At 70.8% G+C, this 15,725-nt stretch carries 17 protein-coding genes and 1 riboswitch; of the genes, 12 read left to right on the top strand and 5 right to left on the bottom strand.

Annotation, left to right across the window (positions count from 1 at the left end):
- Positions 1–3 precede the first annotated feature (3 nt).
- A complete protein-coding gene (locus tag VGO10_RS02625; RefSeq protein ID WP_327464850.1) occupies positions 4–729 on the top strand; it encodes an alpha/beta hydrolase family protein in 726 nt (241 codons plus the stop codon).
- 341 nt (positions 730–1,070) lie between these two features.
- Here the strand turns inward: VGO10_RS02625 and VGO10_RS02620 are convergent, their stop codons facing one another.
- The gene (locus VGO10_RS02620) at positions 1,071–2,279 is read right to left on the bottom strand and encodes a murein hydrolase activator EnvC family protein (RefSeq protein WP_327464848.1); all 1,209 of its coding nucleotides are present in this window, start codon (positions 2,277–2,279) and stop codon (positions 1,071–1,073) included.
- 100 nt (positions 2,280–2,379) lie between these two features.
- On the opposite strand from VGO10_RS02620, the gene htpX reads away from it, so the two are divergent.
- Together htpX and pspAB are read left to right on the top strand one after the other, a co-directional pair.
- Positions 2,380–3,315: a zinc metalloprotease HtpX gene (gene htpX / locus VGO10_RS02615; RefSeq protein ID WP_327464846.1), complete on the top strand. Its 936-nt coding sequence runs from the start codon at positions 2,380–2,382 to the stop codon at positions 3,313–3,315.
- 3 nt (positions 3,316–3,318) lie between these two features.
- Positions 3,319–3,891, top strand: a complete 573-nt coding sequence (gene pspAB, locus VGO10_RS02610; RefSeq protein WP_327464845.1) for a PspA-associated protein PspAB — start codon at positions 3,319–3,321, stop codon at positions 3,889–3,891.
- Here pspAB and pspAA read toward each other — a convergent pair.
- The 3 genes from pspAA to VGO10_RS02595 all read right to left on the bottom strand — a co-directional run bounded on the left by pspAA (position 3,888) and on the right by VGO10_RS02595 (position 5,621).
- Positions 3,888–4,187, bottom strand: a complete 300-nt coding sequence (gene pspAA / locus VGO10_RS02605; RefSeq protein ID WP_327464843.1) for a PspA-associated protein PspAA — start codon at positions 4,185–4,187, stop codon at positions 3,888–3,890. The two genes, pspAB and pspAA, sit on opposite strands and share 4 nt — an antisense overlap.
- Positions 4,184–4,942 carry a PspA/IM30 family protein gene (locus VGO10_RS02600; protein WP_327464841.1) on the bottom strand — a complete coding sequence of 253 codons (759 nt, stop codon included), beginning with the start codon at positions 4,940–4,942 and terminating at the stop codon, positions 4,184–4,186. Before VGO10_RS02600 ends, pspAA begins: the two co-directional genes overlap by 4 nt.
- Positions 4,943–5,009: 67 nt before the next feature.
- Positions 5,010–5,621: a hypothetical protein gene (locus VGO10_RS02595; protein WP_327464839.1), complete on the bottom strand. Its 612-nt coding sequence runs from the start codon at positions 5,619–5,621 to the stop codon at positions 5,010–5,012.
- 4 nt (positions 5,622–5,625) lie between these two features.
- Positions 5,626–5,772: riboswitch (cyclic di-AMP (ydaO/yuaA leader) on the bottom strand.
- Positions 5,773–5,972: 200 nt separating this feature from the next.
- Between VGO10_RS02595 and VGO10_RS02590 the strand changes: the two genes are divergently transcribed.
- The 9 genes from VGO10_RS02590 (at position 5,973) to VGO10_RS02550 (ending at position 13,840) form a co-directional block, all read left to right on the top strand.
- The gene (locus VGO10_RS02590; RefSeq protein WP_327464837.1) at positions 5,973–7,172 is read left to right on the top strand and encodes a cell wall-binding repeat-containing protein; all 1,200 of its coding nucleotides are present in this window, start codon (positions 5,973–5,975) and stop codon (positions 7,170–7,172) included.
- Positions 7,169–7,495 (top strand): hypothetical protein, encoded by a 327-nt coding sequence (locus tag VGO10_RS02585; RefSeq protein ID WP_327464835.1) that lies wholly within the window; start codon positions 7,169–7,171, stop codon positions 7,493–7,495. Before VGO10_RS02590 ends, VGO10_RS02585 begins: the two co-directional genes overlap by 4 nt.
- Positions 7,496–7,502: 7 nt before the next feature.
- Positions 7,503–8,303, top strand: a complete 801-nt coding sequence (locus tag VGO10_RS02580) for a class I SAM-dependent methyltransferase (protein ID WP_327464833.1) — start codon at positions 7,503–7,505, stop codon at positions 8,301–8,303.
- Positions 8,304–8,325: 22 nt separating this feature from the next.
- Positions 8,326–9,360, top strand: a complete 1,035-nt coding sequence (locus tag VGO10_RS02575; RefSeq protein ID WP_327464831.1) for an LLM class flavin-dependent oxidoreductase — start codon at positions 8,326–8,328, stop codon at positions 9,358–9,360.
- Entirely contained in the window at positions 9,357–10,706 is a 1,350-nt protein-coding gene (xseA, locus tag VGO10_RS02570; RefSeq protein ID WP_327464829.1) for an exodeoxyribonuclease VII large subunit, read from the top strand. Before VGO10_RS02575 ends, xseA begins: the two co-directional genes overlap by 4 nt.
- On the top strand, positions 10,703–10,948 hold the full coding sequence (gene xseB, locus VGO10_RS02565; RefSeq protein ID WP_327464827.1) for an exodeoxyribonuclease VII small subunit: 246 nt from the start codon (positions 10,703–10,705) through the stop codon (positions 10,946–10,948). Before xseA ends, xseB begins: the two co-directional genes overlap by 4 nt.
- Positions 10,945–11,997, top strand: coding sequence for a hypothetical protein (locus tag VGO10_RS02560; protein WP_327464825.1), 1,053 nt, complete (start codon positions 10,945–10,947; stop codon positions 11,995–11,997). The genes xseB and VGO10_RS02560 overlap by 4 nt, the downstream gene beginning before the upstream one ends.
- 412 nt (positions 11,998–12,409) lie before the next feature.
- Entirely contained in the window at positions 12,410–13,207 is a 798-nt protein-coding gene (locus VGO10_RS02555) for a 3-hydroxyacyl-CoA dehydrogenase family protein (protein WP_327464823.1), read from the top strand.
- A 6-nt stretch (positions 13,208–13,213) separates the two neighbouring features.
- On the top strand, positions 13,214–13,840 hold the full coding sequence (locus VGO10_RS02550; RefSeq protein ID WP_327464821.1) for a glutathione S-transferase family protein: 627 nt from the start codon (positions 13,214–13,216) through the stop codon (positions 13,838–13,840).
- A 388-nt stretch (positions 13,841–14,228) separates the two neighbouring features.
- Here VGO10_RS02550 and VGO10_RS02545 read toward each other — a convergent pair whose 3' ends face one another.
- Positions 14,229–15,560 (bottom strand): hemolysin family protein, encoded by a 1,332-nt coding sequence (locus VGO10_RS02545; RefSeq protein ID WP_327464819.1) that lies wholly within the window; start codon positions 15,558–15,560, stop codon positions 14,229–14,231.
- Between the last annotated feature and the right edge of the window lie 165 nt (positions 15,561–15,725).

Below are 15,725 nucleotides of genomic sequence, written 5' to 3'. Positions count from 1 at the left end.
GCCATGCGCACCGTTCGGGCTGACCCACCCGTCGAGACCGGAGAACTTGACGGCCTGGCATGGGCGCGGTTCGCGCCCGCCCGGGCCGATTTTTCGCCCAATTCGCCCCCGGCGACCGCCGGCGTCGTCCTCCTGCACGGCGCGGACTCACGCAAAGAGAGCCACTTCGACTTCGCCCGCGCGTGCGCCAACGGCGGCCTCGCGGTGCTTGCCTTCGACGCCCGCGGCCACGGCGAGAGCCCCGGCCCGCTGGACGGCCGGGCGATCGACGACGTCGCGCGGATGGCCGACCTGCTGCGCGAGCGCGCCGGTATCGAGAAGGTCGGCCTGCGCGGCTCCTCGATGGGCGGCTACCTCGCGCTGGTCGCCGCCGCCGAAGCCCGCGCAGCCGCGGTCGTGGCGATCTGCCCGGCGTCGGCGGTGGGGTTGTCGGTCGGGGTCCGCAGCGGGCGGTTTGACTTCACCGTCGATCGCGATGCCGTCGTCGCGCTGCTGGTCGCCCACGACGAGACCGAGGCAGCCCGCGCATTGGACGTGCCGTTGCTCCTTCTGCACGCCGAGGGCGACGAGGTCGTCCCCGTCGAGCTCTCCCGCGCGCTGCACGCAGCGGCGCCGACGTCGAAGCTCGTCGTGGTGCCCGGTGGGCACCACCGCTCGATCCAGCACGACGCGGAGCTCCAGGGGGTCGCAGTGCGGTTTCTCTCGCGGGCGATGCGGGCGCAGAGGTAGAGGGCGCTCAGCTCGAGGCGCGGGTCGTTGCGCGCAGCGGGATCTGTCGGCACCGAGGGAGTGAGGCGGAGCCGGCACCTCGTGGCGCCGCCGGTCGTCCGTTTGCGCCTGGGCTCGGGCGGTCCGTGTCGAGCAAAGGCTCCATGACAACCGTTGCTCGACACGGATCTCACTAGGTCTCGAGAAAAGCACCCAGACGGTGCAGACGTCGAGACGGAGTCCCGCGGACGACGAGCCAACGCCGCGAAGCCTCGGCTCCGCTCGCTCTCCTCGGTGACGACAAGCCACGCCGCGCGCAACGGCCAGCGCCCGCACTGCGCGCCACAAACGCCCGCGCCCGACTACAGGTAGTTCATCGGGTTGGTCACCGCACCGTTGACGCGCACCTCGAAGTGCAGATGCGGTCCGGTGGAGTGCCCGGTCGAGCCCGAGAGCCCGATGATCTGGCCTTGGGTCACCTGCTCGCCGACGTGCACCTTCAAGACCGACTGATGCCCGTAACACGTCGACAGCGACGCGGTGTGCTGGATGCAGGTGTAGTTGCCGTAGCCGCCTTCCCAGCCGGCGATCGCGACGCGGCCGCCGTCGGCGGCGCGGATCGGGGTGCCGGTCGGGACGCCGATGTCCATGCCTGGGTGGCAGGCCTCCCAGGCGCGGCGCTCGCAGAAGGGTGCGGTGATCGGGCCGTTGACCGGCCAGATGAAGCGACCGCTGCCGCCGTGGATCGGCCCGGCGGGCAGCCCGACGCCGCCCTGCAACTGCGCCTGGACCTTGTCGGACTCCTTCTGGAGCTCGTCGAGGTGGGTCTCCAGCGACTTGCGCTCGGTGCGGACCTTGCTCAGCGCGTTGGCCTTGCCGGCCCGCGTCTGCGCGTAGCCCACCCGCGTGCCGATCAGCTGGTTCTTGACCGCGGCGACCTGGTCACGGCGCTGCAACACGATCGCCGTCAGCTGCTGCTGGCGCGCCTCGAGCTTGTCCAGGCGCGCGGCGGTGCTCGTCGCGTCGGCCTTGGCGCTGCGGACCAGCTTGATGACCGTGTTGTCCTGGTCCTGGATGCGGCCGAGGAACTCGCCGCGCTCCAGCAGGTCGGCAAAGCCGTTGGAGTTGAGCACCACGGTGATGAGATCCGGCTTGTCGGCCTCGTAGAGCTCAGCCAGACGCCGCGACAAGATCTTGCGGCCCTCCGCCAGGCGCGCGCGCAGCCGGGCCAGCCGCGCGCGCTCGCTGCGCAGGTCCTTCTGGGTCTGCACCAGCTCGGCGCGGCGCGCGTCGAGATCGTCCTGGATGCGGCCCTCGCGGCTCTGCAGCGTGCTGATCGAGCCCTGCAGTCGATTGATCTTGCTCGACCAACGCTGGATGTCGGACGTCAGGACGTGCTCGGTGCCCTTGCGGCGGCCGATCTTCCCGCGGGTCGTCTGGATCTTCTGCTGAAGGGACGCGGCGCGGCCCTGGGGCGTGGTGGCCTGCGACCCCAGCGGCAGGACGAGCCACAGCGAGGCGCAGAGGACCAACGGCAGGACGGCACCGGCCATCACGTGGCGCAGGCGCATGCGGCCGGGATGGTAGGAGGCGTGCCCCGCCGCCCTGCAACTCGCCGTGCGGGCAGCCGACTTCAGCATTCCCTAATACAGGCGGACTACCCTTAGGCCCATGAACACGTCGTTCGGTCGGGACACGGGCCTGCAGGTGCGGATGCTCACCACGATGCTCCTGCTCGGACTCGTCTACATCGTCTTCTTCGCCGTGCTCTTCGCCAGCGCGGGCGGGGCGATCGCATTGATCGGCTGCGGGCTGTTCCTCGGCTTCCAGTTCTTCGCCTCCGACAAGCTGGCGCTGCGCTCGATGGGCGCCCAGGAGGTCTCGCCCCAGGAGGCGCCAGAGCTGCACGCGATGATCGAGCGCCTCTGCGTCCAGGCCGACATCCCGAAGCCGAAGATCGCGGTCGTCGCCTCACCGGTCCCCAACGCCTTCGCGCTGGGCCGCTCGCAGAAGAGCGCCTCGGTCTGCGCCACGACGGGGATCATGGACTTGCTCTCCCCCGCCGAGCTCGAAGCCGTCATGGCCCACGAGATCACCCACATCGTCAACCGCGACGTGATGATCATGACGCTGGCGGGCTTCTTTGCCTCGATCGCGTCGATGATCGTCCAGTTCGGCTTCCTCTTCGGGGGCGGCGGCTATGGCGGCGGGGGATACGGCGACGACGACGACGACGGCCCGAGCTTCATGGCCGTGATCCTGATCTCGGCGGTCGTGTGGGTCGTCAGCTTCTTCTTGATGCGGATGCTCTCGCGCTACCGCGAGTTCGCCGCCGACCGCGGCGCCGCGGTCATCACCGGCCGCCCGTCGGCGCTGTCGTCGGCGCTGATGAAGCTCAGCGGCGTCAACGACCGCATCCCGCAGTCCGACCTGCGTGCCCACGCCGAGATGAACGCCTTCTACATCGTGCCGGTCAAGGTGAAGGACTCGCTCTACAACCTGTTCTCCACGCACCCGCCGATGGAGAAGCGCATCGAGGCGCTGTCGCGGCTGGAGTCCCAGCTGCAGAGCGGCGGCCGGATCAGCGACGTCGCCCTGGCCTCCTAGCTCGTGGGCCTCTTCGACGCGCTGCTGGGCCGCAGCAAGGTCAAGGGCCCCGCGCCCGACCGCCTCTTCGCGATCACGACCGCGGCGATCTCGCTAGAGACCGGCCCGGGGATCAAGAGCCGGGGCGCGGCCGCGATCGTCTTCCAGCCGCTGGCGACCGGGGACTTCGCCCAGATCGTCACCGAGATGGAGGCGGTCGTGCGCGGCACCGGCGAGGAGACCGGGACCACGCTGACGACCAGCGACGACACCTACGGCTACCGCTGGATGGTCCTGCACGACGACGACATCGACGATCTCGCCGTTGGCGTCAACGCCGTCAGCGACGCGCTCGCGCTCGGCGGCTACGGCAACCGCGTGCTCTGCGCCGTCTTCGCCTTCGAGCAGTCAGACGGCCACCCCGTCTATTTCATCTACAACTACAAGCGCGGCACCTGGTACCCGTTCGTACCGGCAGGCGGCGACCAGCAGCGCAGCACCGAGCGCGAGCTGCAGATCAAGGCCCAGCTGGGCGCCGAGCTCCCGGTTGAGCAGGAGCTCGAGCGCTGGTTCCCCCTCTGGGGAATCCCGATTTAGCCGACGGCGTCAGAGGCCGGGTCGGGCACGAGGCCCTCGCCGGTGAAGTCGGCGCCGGCCTCGACGTAGCTCATGTCGGCGGGCGGCAGGATGATGTCCGACGGCCGCAGGTCGTCCTCGCCGGTCCGCGTGCCGTTGTCGCGAACGAACGCGAGCAGCTCGTCGAACGCGGCACGCCAACCGGGCTCGTCGTCGCGGTCGACGGCCTCCACCGCGGCGTCGTCGAGCTGGTTGAGGCGATCGTGGAAGTCGTCGGCAAGCTCGTATTGGCCGTCCGCGGAGATGCGGACGATCATGCCTGGCCCTCTTCGAGCTGCTTGGATTCCGCCGGAGCTGCACCCGAGCCGATCTCCGCCTTCATCTTGGCCAGCTCGTCATCGACCGTCGCGGTGCTCGACAGCTCCTTGAGCTGACGGTCGATGTCGTCATCGCCGCCCTCGCCGAGCTGGGTGAGGTCCTCGAACGCGCCGGATGCCTCCAGCTCGCCGACGGCGTCGGCGCGGGCCTTCATCTGCTCGGTCTTGTCAACGGCGCGCTGCATCGCCAGGCCGACGTCGGCCATCTCCTCGCCGACACCGGTCGCGGCCTCGGAGATCCGCACCTGGGCCTCGGCGGCCGAGTACTGCGCCTTGATGACCTCCTTCTTGGTGCGGAAGGCCTCGATCTTGGTCGTCAGCTTCTGCTGAGAGTCGATCAGCTTCTGCTGCTGGGCCTCGAGCTCTGAGACCTGCGAGTCGAGCCCCTGCAGCTCGGTCTGCGCGACGTTCTTGCGCTCCAGCGCGACGCGGGCGAGCTCCTCGTTGCCCTGCGACAGGGCCTGGCGCGCTTGGGTGTCGAGCTTGACGACGGACTGCTCGAGCTTGGAGGACTGCATCTGCAGTCGCTTCTTCGCCGTGACGACGTCCGCGATGCCCTTCTTGACGTTCTGGAGCGACTCCAGCTGCTTCTGGTAGCTGTAGTCCAGCGTCTCTGCTGGATCCTCGGCGCGGTCCAGCAGCTTCGAGATCTTCGCCTTCACGACCGTCGAGAAACGGCCACTAACGCCCGGCATCGGGCCTCCGTGCAGATCGTGGGAAAGGGGTTGGGCCTAAGCCTAGCCCCTGGCCCGCGAAGGTCGGCTAGAAGCCGACCGGATGGCGGGCCGTGAAGCCCCTGGTGCTGCGCAGCACCGGGCGCCAGCGCGGGCCCTTGCCGCCGGCGGGGTCGCCCGCGGCGCTCGTGTCGAGGCGCAGGCCGGCGATGACGGCGAAGGCGTGGCCCGGGTTCGTGTAGATCGTGAACCAGGTGCCGGGACCCTTGGCGCCCCACTTCATGAAGGACGAGGAGTCCAGCGGGCGGGGCAGCAGGTCGGCGCCGTGCAGCGCGTAGGAGACGGTGCCGGAGCAGTCATAGCCGCGCGAGAGGAACTTGGCGTTGTGCCCGCCGCCGTAGACATAGGGCTTGCCGATGATCTCGTTGGCGGCGGCGATCGCGTCCTTGACCTCCTGCGGCGCCGAGGCGGGCGCGGCGGCGTAGCCGGTCGGCAGGATGGTCGCGGTCTGCTCGGGGGTGAGCTGCGTGGTCGCCGGGTTGGGCTGCCCGTAGGTGGCGCCACCGGTGTCGGCCGGGACGGTTGCCGTCGCCGGGATCGTGCTGGAAGGGTCTGCGCCACCGGTCGTCGACTGCGCCAGCGCCGCAGGAGCGGCTACCAGCGATGCAACGATCGTCAGCACAAGGGCAGATGCCCGCAAGGTCGAATCCTCTTTCGTCGGCCTGCGGGGTTAGCTGACGGGCTAGCGCGGAAAGAGCCTGCGCTTCTCACGGATAACCGTGTGATTCGCCCCAAACAACCTGGGTCCCCCGCCCACTGGCTCCTCACCAGCGGTTCGGCGTGGTCGGAAACCTACACGACGGGGCGGAAAGATGCACATCCGCGTCCCGCAATGCAGGTTGCACCCCGTGGTTCGGCGAGCAGCGTCCCGATCCCCACCCCGATGGTTCGCCTCCGGACGGATGATCCATGGAGCTGCGTCGGCGGATGGGGCGGCGAGTGGGGCCGGATCAGCGCGTGCCGACGGACCGAGGACGTAGCCTGCCGGGCCATGCGTCTCGCGCGAATCGCCGCCGCGGTGCTCGTTGTCGCGCTGGTCGTGGCCGGCTGCGGCCGGGGCTCCGACACCGACAACAACGGCCAGACACCGACCACGCCGACCACCGGTGCCAAAGGCACGGAGACGACGGCCGCCCAGGATCTCGGCTTCCCGACGTTCGCCACCAAGAACACGACGCGGATCGGCGGCGCCGATCCGATCGCCGACGCCGCGGCCGCGGCGCGCGCGGTCTACACCGGCGCATCGCGCATCACCCGCCCGCAGGCCGTCGTGCTCGCCGACGACAGCGACTGGCGCGTCGGCCTCGCCGCCTCGGTGCTGATGAGCGCGCCGATCCGCGCGCCGCTGCTCTACGCGCACGGCACCGACAAGCTCCCGGCCGCGACCCAGAACGCGCTGGCCGCGCTGGCGCCCACGGGCTCCAAGGACGCCGGCGGCGCACAGGTCATCCGCGTCGGCGACGTGCCCGAGCTCGATGGCACCAAGACCACCGACCTGCGCGGCGACGGCGCCTTCGCGCTCGCCCGCGCCATCGACGCCTTCCAGGCCGCTGCGCACGGGACCACGAGCGACCGCGTGGTCGTCGTCGGCGCCGACGCACCGGAGTACGCGATGCCTGCAGCCGCCTGGGCGGCCAAGTCCGGCGACCCGATCCTCTTCACCCGTCGCGACAGCGTGCCCGAGGACACCCGCGCGGCGATCGCGGCCCACCAGCAGCCCAAGATCTATGTCCTCGGCCCGTCCAGCGCGGTCTCCGACAAGGTCCTGAAGCAGCTCAAGAAGCTCGGCAGCGTGACGCGCATCGCCGGCGCGAGCCCCGCGGCGTCCTCGGTCGCCTTCGCGCGCTTCGTCGACGGCGCGTTCGGCTGGGGCGTCGTCGATCCTGGCCACGGCTTCGTCTTCGCCGACACTCACCGCCCGGGCGATGCCGGCGCCGCCGCACCGTTGTCGGCCAGCGGCACCTACGGCCCGCTCCTGGTGACCGACGACCCGACCAAGGTGCCGACCGCGTTGCAGGGTTACCTGCTCGACGTGCAGCCTGGCTACACCAGGGATCCGGTGCGCGGCGTCTACAATCACGGCTGGATCATCGGCGACGAGAGCGCGTTCTCTGTCGCCGTCCAATCGCAGATCGACGCTCTCCTGGAGATCGTCCCCGTCAACGAACGCGGAAGCGCCCCCACACCATGAGCCAGGCCGAGAGCCCCGATCGTCTCAACCGCGACGTCACCGTCGATGACGTCCGCCAGCTCATGGGCGCCTCGACGCCGCATTTCGCGCTGCAACTTCGTAACCGGATCGCCCGTCTGATCGATCCGCTGGCCGCCGATCATCCGGCGCGGGTCCTCGGTGAGCAGGAGATCGCGCGCCTGACCGCGCTCGGCTTCGACGGCGAGACGCGCGGCCACCACGCCGAGGCCGGCATGCGCACGCTGCGCTCGGTCACCGACGCCGTGGCCATCGGCGGGGTCGGTGCTGAGGCGCCCGAACCACACACGACCGCAGACCACTAGGCCGGCGATGGCGGCGCGCGACGAGGCCGGGCTGCCGGACGCGCTCGCCCGCGCCGTGCCGCTGCTCGACCCCCAGGTGCGCGAGCAGCCGGGCTTTCCCGACCTGCGCCACGGCTACCTCGACCTGCTCGGTGGCGGCGATGAGGAGGCGTTGCCCGACGACGCCGGCGTCGCGCAGCGGCTGATGCGCTCGCGCGCGCTGCCGCTGGTCTACGAGCGCTGGTGGCGGCCCGCGTGGGGCCGCGTGCTGAAGGGCGCGCTGGCCGGCGGGATGCGCGACGAGCACCGCATCGCCAGGCTGCTGCTCGGCCTCACGCCGGGCGACGGCGTCCTGGACGTCGCCTGCGGGCCCGGCAACTTCACGCGCGAGTTCGCTCAGATCGTCGGCGTCGGTGGCCTCGCCGTCGGGATCGACGCGTCGGCCACGATGCTCGCGCGCGCGGTCGCCGACACACCGGCTGGCCAAGTCGCCTACATCCGCGGCGACGCCGAGGCGCTCCCGTTCCGCGACGCGAGCTTCGACGCCGTCTGCTGCTTTGCGGCGCTCAACCTCTTCGCCGACCCCGATGCGGCGCTGGACCACATGACGCGCGTGCTGACGCCCGGCGGCCGGATCGCGATCTTCACCAGCTGTCGGCTGCAGTCGGCCCCAGGCCGCACCGTCGGCGACCTCGTCGGTGCGCGCAGCGGCGTGCGGATCTTCGAGCCCGACGAGATCGTCGACGGGCTCAAGGCCCGCGGCTACGCCGAAGTCCGCCAGCGCATCGCCGGGCTGACGCAGTTCGTCGGCGGGCGCCTGGCCGCCTGAACCGCCGATACCCTCAGAGCTGATGCGTGCGGGAGTCTTCCTCGCCTACTGGCCGTGGTTCACGCCTGCCGAGCAGGTCGAGCTTGCCATGCTCGCCGACCGCCTCGGGCTGGACTCCGCCTGGGTCGCCGAGGCGTGGGGCCAGGACGCGGTCTCGGTCCTCGGGCTGCTGGCCGGCAAGACCGAGCGGATCGGGCTGGGCTCGGGGTTGATGCAGATCCCGGCGCGCCGGGCGACGGCCACGGCGATGGCGGCCGTGTCGCTGGACGTGCTGAGCGAGGGGCGCTTTCGGCTCGGCCTCGGGCTTAGCGGGCCGCAGGTCAGCGAGGGCTGGTACGGCGTGCCGTTCACCACCAACTTGAAGCGCACGCGCGAGTACGTCGACGTCGTGCGTCGCGCGCTGGCGCACGAGCCGATCCTGATGGACATGGAGGGCGCGAGTGATCCGGCCCACCCACCCCTCGGCCTCGGCAAGCCGCTCAAGCTCCTGGCACGGACGGTCCAGGAGCGGCTGCCGATCTACCTGGGGTCGATCGGGCCCAAGGCCGTTCGCCAGACGGGCGCGATCGCCGACGGCTGGCTGCCGTTCATGCTCGACCCGACCGAGCCCGAACTGCTGCTGGGCCCGCTGCGCGAGGGCGCCGAGTCCGCGGGACGCTCGCTGGCCGACATCGACATCGCACCGGTCGTGCCGTTGGCGATCGATGAGAACCTGGATGCGGCGCGCAATGCGATTCGCCCGTGGCTGGCCTTCTACCTCGGTTCGATGGGCGCCAAGAACAAGAACTTCTACGTCGAACTGGCCGAGCGCCAGGGTCACGGAGCCGCCGCGCGCGAGGTTCAGGAGAAGGGCCTGGCCGGCGACCGCCTCGGTGCGGTGGCGGCGGTGACCGACGGACTGGTCGACGCAGGTGCGATTGCGACAACGCCCGCCGGGCTCGACGAGCGGCTGGCCATCTATGAGCGCGCGGGCGTCACCACGCTGGTGGCGGTGCCGTGCGGCGACGACAAGCCCGGCGTGCTGCGTGCGCTGGCGGCGGCGACGGTGACGCGGTGACCACGCAACCATCCTCACCGATTCCCCGCCCCGAGGGCATCGCCGGCTCGTCGCTCGCCGGCCCGTTCCCCGTCGGTGCCTACGCCGAGAAGCTGCGCGAAGAGCTGCGCAAGCGCGCGCGGGTCCAGCTCTTCGGCGAGGTCTGGAACTTCCGGCTGTCCAAGGCCAAGGTCTACTTCGAGCTGCGCGACGGCGACGGCGCGGTCCCATGCGCGATGTGGCGCAACGACTTCGAGCGGTTGGGATTCGGACCTGGCGTCTTCGTCGACGGCTGCCAGGTCGTTGTCGCCGGCGGCCCCGACTACTACCCCGGCTCGCGCACCTCGTCGCCGTCGTTCTCCTTCGACGTCACCGGCCTGCGCATTGCCGGCGACGGCGACCTGCTCGCCCAGATGGAGGCGCTGCGCCGCGCGCTCGGCGCCGCCGGCCTGTTCGAGCCCCAGAAGGCGCTGGCGCGCCCGGCGCTGCCGCGCTGCATCGGCGTCGTCACCGGCGAGGGCGGCAAGGCGCGCGACGACGTGCTGGCCGGGCTCCACCGCCGCGGGTGGGCCGGCCGCCTGGTCTGGGCCTTCGCGCCGGTGCAGGATCGCCACGCGGCGCCGGCCATCACCCGCGCGCTGCAGGATCTCGCGGCGATCGAGGAGGTCGAGGTCGTCATCGTCGCCCGCGGCGGCGGCTCGCTGGCCGACCTGTTCGCCTTCTGCGACGAGACGCTGTGCCGGACCGTCGCGCTGCTGCGCATCCCGGTCATCGCGTCGGTCGGCCACCACACCGACCGCACGCTGATCGACGACGTCGCGGCCGTCAGCTGCTCAACGCCGACGCACGCCGCCGAGTCAGCGGTCCCGACGCACCCGCTGGAGGCGCGCCAGGCGCTGGCGCGCCGCGCCGCCGGGCTGGAGGCCCACGGGCGCCGCGCGGTCGTCGGCCGCGCACGCCACCTCGCCGCGCTGTCACGCGCGCCCGCCCAGGCGATCGAGCGCCACCGCACCGCGCTGCACCAGCGGCTGCGCGAGCTGCGCGCCGCATCGCGACGGCGGGTGGTCGAGGATCGCGAGCGCATCGCGCGGCGCGCGCTCGTCCTCTCGCGCAAGGTGGGCGCTGCGGCCGGACCCGAAGACCGCGCGCGGCGTGCGGCGCTAGACAGCCTTGCGGCCGCGCTTGCCGCCCACGACCCCGAGCGCACGGTCGCCCGCGGCTACGCGATCGTCGACGACGGCGCGGGTGGGATCGTGACGTCGGCGCAGCAGGCCCGCACGCTCGGTGACGTCCGGCTGTTCTTCGGTGACGGCAACGTGAACGCGCAGATCGACAAGGACCCTAAGAACCCCGAGGAGGGCGCGTGAGCACCACGCAGAGCTACGAGGCCGCTACCGGGCGGCTCGAGGAGATCATCAAGCGGTTGGACTCGGGTGAGGCGGGGTTGCGCGAGACGCTCGACCTCTGCCAGGAGGGGCGCGGGCTCGTCGAGTTCTGCGCGGGTGAGCTGGACGCCGTCGGGCGCGGACTGGAGGAGCTGCGCCTCGACGAGCTCGTCGCGCGGCTGGAGCAGCGGCCGTCAGGCGACGCGCCGGCGACCGCCTCATGAGCGGCCTCTGGGAGAAGGTCGCCGACCTGCCTTTGGAGATCGAGGACTATGCCTTGGAGCGTCTGCAGCGCGATGTCTCCAGCGCGTTCACCCGCGTGTCGACGGTGCTGCGCTTCCGCGGTGACGGCCACGAGGGTCTGGGCGAGGACGTCAGCTACGAGGTCGAAGACCAGGACGCGCTGCAGGCCGCCGGCGCGACGCAGCCGCTGGCCGGCACGTGGACGCTCGAGTCCTTCTGCGACCACCTCGCGACGCTCGACCTCTGGCCCGAGCCGGCGCGCCACGACGCGTCGGTCCTCTACCGCGTGTGGGCCTATGAGTCGGCGGCGCTGGACCTCGCGCTGCGCCAAGCGGGTCTGTCGCTGACCGAGGCGCTGGGCCGCGAGGCGCGCCCGATGACGTTCGTGGTGTCCTTGCGCCTCGGCGAGCCCGCGACGATGGCGCCGCTGCGCGCCCGGCTGGACCGCTATCCGGGCCTGCGCTTCAAGCTGGACCCGACGGCGTCGTGGGACGCGGCGCTGGTCGCCGACCTCGTGGCGACCGGCGCGGTCGACACGGTGGACTTGAAGGGGTTGTACCAGGGGTCGGTTGTCGACAACCCGGCGGACCCGGCCTTGTATCGCCTCGTCGCCGAGGGCTTCCCCGATGCGTGGATCGAGGACCCCGCGATTACCGACGAGACCTGGCCGGCGCTGGAGCCCTACCAGGACCGCATCACCTGGGATGGCAACATCCACAGCGTCGAGGACATCATCTCGCTGCCGTTCCCACCGCACATGGTCAACGTCAAGCCGTCGCGCCTCGGCGGCCTCCGCCCGCTCTTCAAGGCCTATGAGTACTGCGACGACCGCAGCATCGCCATGTACGGCGGCGGCCAGTTCGAGCTCGGCGTCGGCCGCGGGCAGATCCAGTACCTCGCGTCGATCTTCCATCCGGATGGGCCGAACGACGTGGCGCCGGGTGGGTACAACGACGTCGAGCCGCCGGCCGGGCTGCCGTCGAGCCCGCTGCCGGTTGCGGCAAGCGCGACGGGGTTTCGCTGGGGGTAGGGACGTGACGTCCTTGGCGCTCAGTGCGCGGCGTGGCTGGTGGTGCGCAGCGTGATTCGTCGGCACCGAGGAGAGCGAGCGGGAGCGAGGCTCGCAGCGTCCGCGGTCGTCCGCGTGCGCCCGGGCGGGCGATTCGGCACCGAATCACACTCGACGACATCGAACCCGCATATATCGCGGGTTCGATGTCGTTCGTGAACTCGATCACACCTGGACCGCAATATATGCGCGGTCAATGTGCGATCGAGCGCGTGGAACCCGTGCATATCGCGGGTTCCACGCGTCTGATGGCGATTCGGCTCCGAATCGCCTACCCGCGCCGCCACGAGGCGCACGCAAGCGACGCCCGAGCCGAACACGTCCACGCCCGCACCAACCACCCCTAGCCCCCAGCCGATACAACTCCCGCCCTATGCACGAGCGCCTCGGGATCGTCGGCAGTGGAGCGATCGCCTGTGGGCTGGCGGCTGCTGCCGCTCGCCACGGGGAGGTCGTCCTCTGGGCGCGGTCTGACGGCTCGGCCCAGCGGGCGCGCGACACGGTCGACAAGAACTGCGGTCGGCTCAGCGGCGAGGTCAACGCCGAGCACGTCAGGATCGTCCAGGAACTGGGCGCGCTGAACACCGCAACCGCGATCGTCGAAGCCGTCGTCGAGGACGTCGACGCCAAGGCCGCGCTGTGGCGCGAGTTGGCACAGGTCACGAACGACACGGCGCTGCTGGGCTCGACCACCTCGTCGCTGTCGGTCGCCCAATTGGCCCGCGCCAGCGGCGCGCCCGAGCGCTTCGTCGGCCTGCACGTCTTCAACCCGGTCCCGAAGATGAAGCTCGTCGAGCTCGCCTTCCCGCAGGAGGCAAGCGCACAGACCCGTGAACGGGCGACCGCCCTGTGCGAAGGCCTCGGCAAGACCGCGGTGATCGTCCCCGACATCCCGGGCTTCGTCGTCAACCGCCTGCTCTTCCCCTACCTCTTCTCCGCCGTCGCGCTCCAGGAGGAGACCGGCCTGGCGGCCGAGGCGATCGACACCTGCATGCAGCTCGGCGCCGGCCACCCAATGGGGCCACTCGCGCTGCTGGACTTCGTCGGCCTCGACGTCGCCCAGGCGATCGGCGAGGCGATCGGCGCCGCCGTCCCCGCCTCGCTGACGGCGCTCGTCGGCGAGGGCGCCCTGGGCCGCAAGAGCGGCCGCGGCTTCTACACGTACAACTGAGGCGCCATGCGGATCCACACCATCCCCCACTCCACCAACGTCCACCGCGTCGCGCTCGCCCTTGGGCTCAAGGGCGTCGTCGTGGACGAGTGGGTCCAGCACACGCCCGAGGACCGCGCCGAGGTCCGCGCGGTCTCCGGCCAGGATCTCGTTCCCGTGCTGGAGACCGACGACGGGCAGATGCTGATCGACTCGATGCCGATCGTGGCGTGGATCGACGAGACCTGGCCGGCGCCGCCGCTCTACCCCGCCGACCCCGCCGCGCGCCGCGAGGTCGAGGGCTTCATCACCTTCTTCAACCACGTGTGGAAGGTGGCGCCCAACGCGATCGACGCCGAGCGCCAGCGCCACGGGTCCGGCGCCGACACCGAGCGCATCGCCGCCTGGGCCGCGCAGCTGCGCGGCTGGCAGCACGGCTTTGATGGCCTCCTGTACGGCCGCGACTACCTCTTCGGCGACACGCCCGGCGCCGCCGACATCTGCGCCTATCCCTTCCTACGCTTCGCCACCTCTGCCGATCCCGACGATGACGACCTCTTCCACGGCGTCCTGATCGACCATCTCGAGCCCACCCCACGGCTGGCCGCCTGGATCGATCGCATGGCGGCGTTGCCGCTCCCTCCGAACTTTTAAGGCGTCTTCAGGAAGCGGGCAGAGAATCGCTCTCGCGAACGTACTCGCACGTGCACCTCCTCCCAGAAGCACGACCCGGCCCGCTCCTCAGGCGGGCCGGTTCGATTTCTGAGCAAGAAAGCGCTGCGCCGCCTGAGAGCCCTCCTCAAGGCGAGCCGGTTCGATTGCGAAGCCCAAAACGCTCCGGGCGGCCGGCAAAGCCGACCGCCCGTAAGGCGTTTTGCGGATGGACCCACCCCGGCCCCACCCGCCTCTACGGTCGCCGCATCAGCTGTCCCACGAGCGAGAGGCGGCGGAGCCCCGGTCAGTCCGTCCACGTTCCGGGGCCCGTTCCAGAAGCCTCCAACGCGTGCCGTGCGCAGAACTTGCGCCTTTGCCGCCGCGGGTTCTAGCCGTCGCGCTGTTCGCTGCCGGACACCGCACCCTGCTGGGCGCGGCGCTCGCGGATGCGGACCGCCTCGATGCGGTTCTCGCGGACCGACTCGACCCGGATCGAGTAACCGTCGGCGGTGATCTGATCGCCGCGCTTGGGCAACCGCCCCAGCTCGGCGAAGACGAAGCCGCCCACCGAGTTGTAGGCGTCGGTGTCGACCGGCAGCTCGACGCCGTGGTCGAGCAGATCGGTGATCGCGACGTGCCCGCGAACGAACCAGTCGCCGTTGGCCAGCCGGCGGATCTGGCCGCCGGCCGGGTCGGTCTCGTCGTCGATCTCGCCGACGACCTCCTCGATGATGTCCTCGACGGTCACGATTCCGACGACGCGGCCGTACTCGTCGACGACGACCGCCATCGACGAGCGCTGACGCTGAAGATCGGCGAGCAGATCGTCCAACGGCTTGGTCTCCGGGACGATCACGGCCTCGCGTACCAACGGCACCAGCGACGCTTGGGGCCCCTCGGCCATCAGCGCCTGGGCCAGGCGGTTGGAGTGCACGATGCCGCGCACGCGGTCGCGGTTGTCGTCCTCGGTGACGACCAGCCGCGTGTGGCCGGAGGAGATGCAGCGGCGCAGCGCCGTCTCGACGTCTTCGGACAGGTCGACCGTGACGACCGCCGGGATCGGCGTCATCACCTGGCGCGCCTCCTGCTCGTGCAGGTGAAAGACGCCGCTGAGCATCCCGGCCTCGCCCGCGTCGAGCTTGCCGCCCGCGCGCGCCTGACCGATCAGGATGCGCAGCTCCTCGGGCGTCGCGCCCTCTTCGGACGCGGCGTTGGGATCGACGCGCAGCAGCCGCAGGATCGCGTTGGCGACCACGTTCAGCAGCGAGATGAACGGCTTCATCCCGATGTTGAACGCTCGCAGCGGGCGCGCGACGAAGATCGCGATCCGGTCGGGGTGGATGATCGAGTAGATCTTCGGGACCTGCTCGCCGACCACGACGTGCACGCCCGTGACGATCACGTAGGCGATCGCCACCGAGATGCCGACCTGCACGCCGTGGGAGAAGCTCCCGAAGATCGGCTCGAAGATCGTCGCGATCGCCGGCTCGCCCAGGAAGCCGATACCCAGCGAGGCGAGCGTGATGCCGAACTGGCACGCCGAGAGGTACTGGTTGAGGTCGTCGTGCAGCTCCATCGCGCGGCGAGCGCCGGCGTGGCCGTCGTCGGCCAGCTCCTGCAGCGAGGAGCGACGTGAGCGCACGAGCCCGAACTCGGCGGCCACGAAGAAGCCGTTTACGAGGATCAGGACCGCGACAGCTAAGAGCAGCAGTGCGGTCACGCGTGGGGGCCGGGTCCGTGCCCGGCGCTACTTCGAGAGGGGTCGTCGTTCATGGAGCGACTGCCGCAACGGTACCAGTGTCGCTACGCACCCGGCAAACCGTCGATCGCCGCCGCCAGGTCGAAGTCGGCCTGGGTGAGCCCGCCCGCGCTGTGGTTGGTGACC

Source organism: Baekduia sp. (assembly GCF_035996765.1).
GTDB lineage: Bacteria > Actinomycetota > Thermoleophilia > Solirubrobacterales > Solirubrobacteraceae > Baekduia.
Note: the sequence above shows the minus strand (reverse complement) of the source record. Positions and strands in the feature narration are given on the sequence as shown.

Bases quoted from the DNA above. Each gene is read 5' to 3' on its own strand.
- VGO10_RS02585 (WP_327464835.1), top strand. From the start codon at position 7,169: ATGAGCCAGGCCGAGAGCCCCGATCGTCTCAACCGCGACGTCACCGTC.
- pspAA (WP_327464843.1), bottom strand. From the start codon at position 4,187: ATGATCGTCCGCATCTCCGCGGACGGCCAATACGAGCTTGCCGACGAC.
- VGO10_RS02620 (WP_327464848.1), bottom strand. From the start codon at position 2,279: ATGCGCCTGCGCCACGTGATGGCCGGTGCCGTCCTGCCGTTGGTCCTC.
- VGO10_RS02580 (WP_327464833.1), top strand. From the start codon at position 7,503: ATGGCGGCGCGCGACGAGGCCGGGCTGCCGGACGCGCTCGCCCGCGCC.
- VGO10_RS02600 (WP_327464841.1), bottom strand. From the start codon at position 4,942: ATGCCGGGCGTTAGTGGCCGTTTCTCGACGGTCGTGAAGGCGAAGATC.
- VGO10_RS02575 (WP_327464831.1), top strand. From the start codon at position 8,326: ATGCGTGCGGGAGTCTTCCTCGCCTACTGGCCGTGGTTCACGCCTGCC.
- VGO10_RS02590 (WP_327464837.1), top strand. From the start codon at position 5,973: ATGCGTCTCGCGCGAATCGCCGCCGCGGTGCTCGTTGTCGCGCTGGTC.
- VGO10_RS02560 (WP_327464825.1), top strand. From the start codon at position 10,945: ATGAGCGGCCTCTGGGAGAAGGTCGCCGACCTGCCTTTGGAGATCGAG.
- VGO10_RS02555 (WP_327464823.1), top strand. From the start codon at position 12,410: ATGCACGAGCGCCTCGGGATCGTCGGCAGTGGAGCGATCGCCTGTGGG.
- VGO10_RS02550 (WP_327464821.1), top strand. From the start codon at position 13,214: ATGCGGATCCACACCATCCCCCACTCCACCAACGTCCACCGCGTCGCG.
- VGO10_RS02625 (WP_327464850.1), top strand. From the start codon at position 4: ATGCGCACCGTTCGGGCTGACCCACCCGTCGAGACCGGAGAACTTGAC.
- htpX (WP_327464846.1), top strand. From the start codon at position 2,380: ATGAACACGTCGTTCGGTCGGGACACGGGCCTGCAGGTGCGGATGCTC.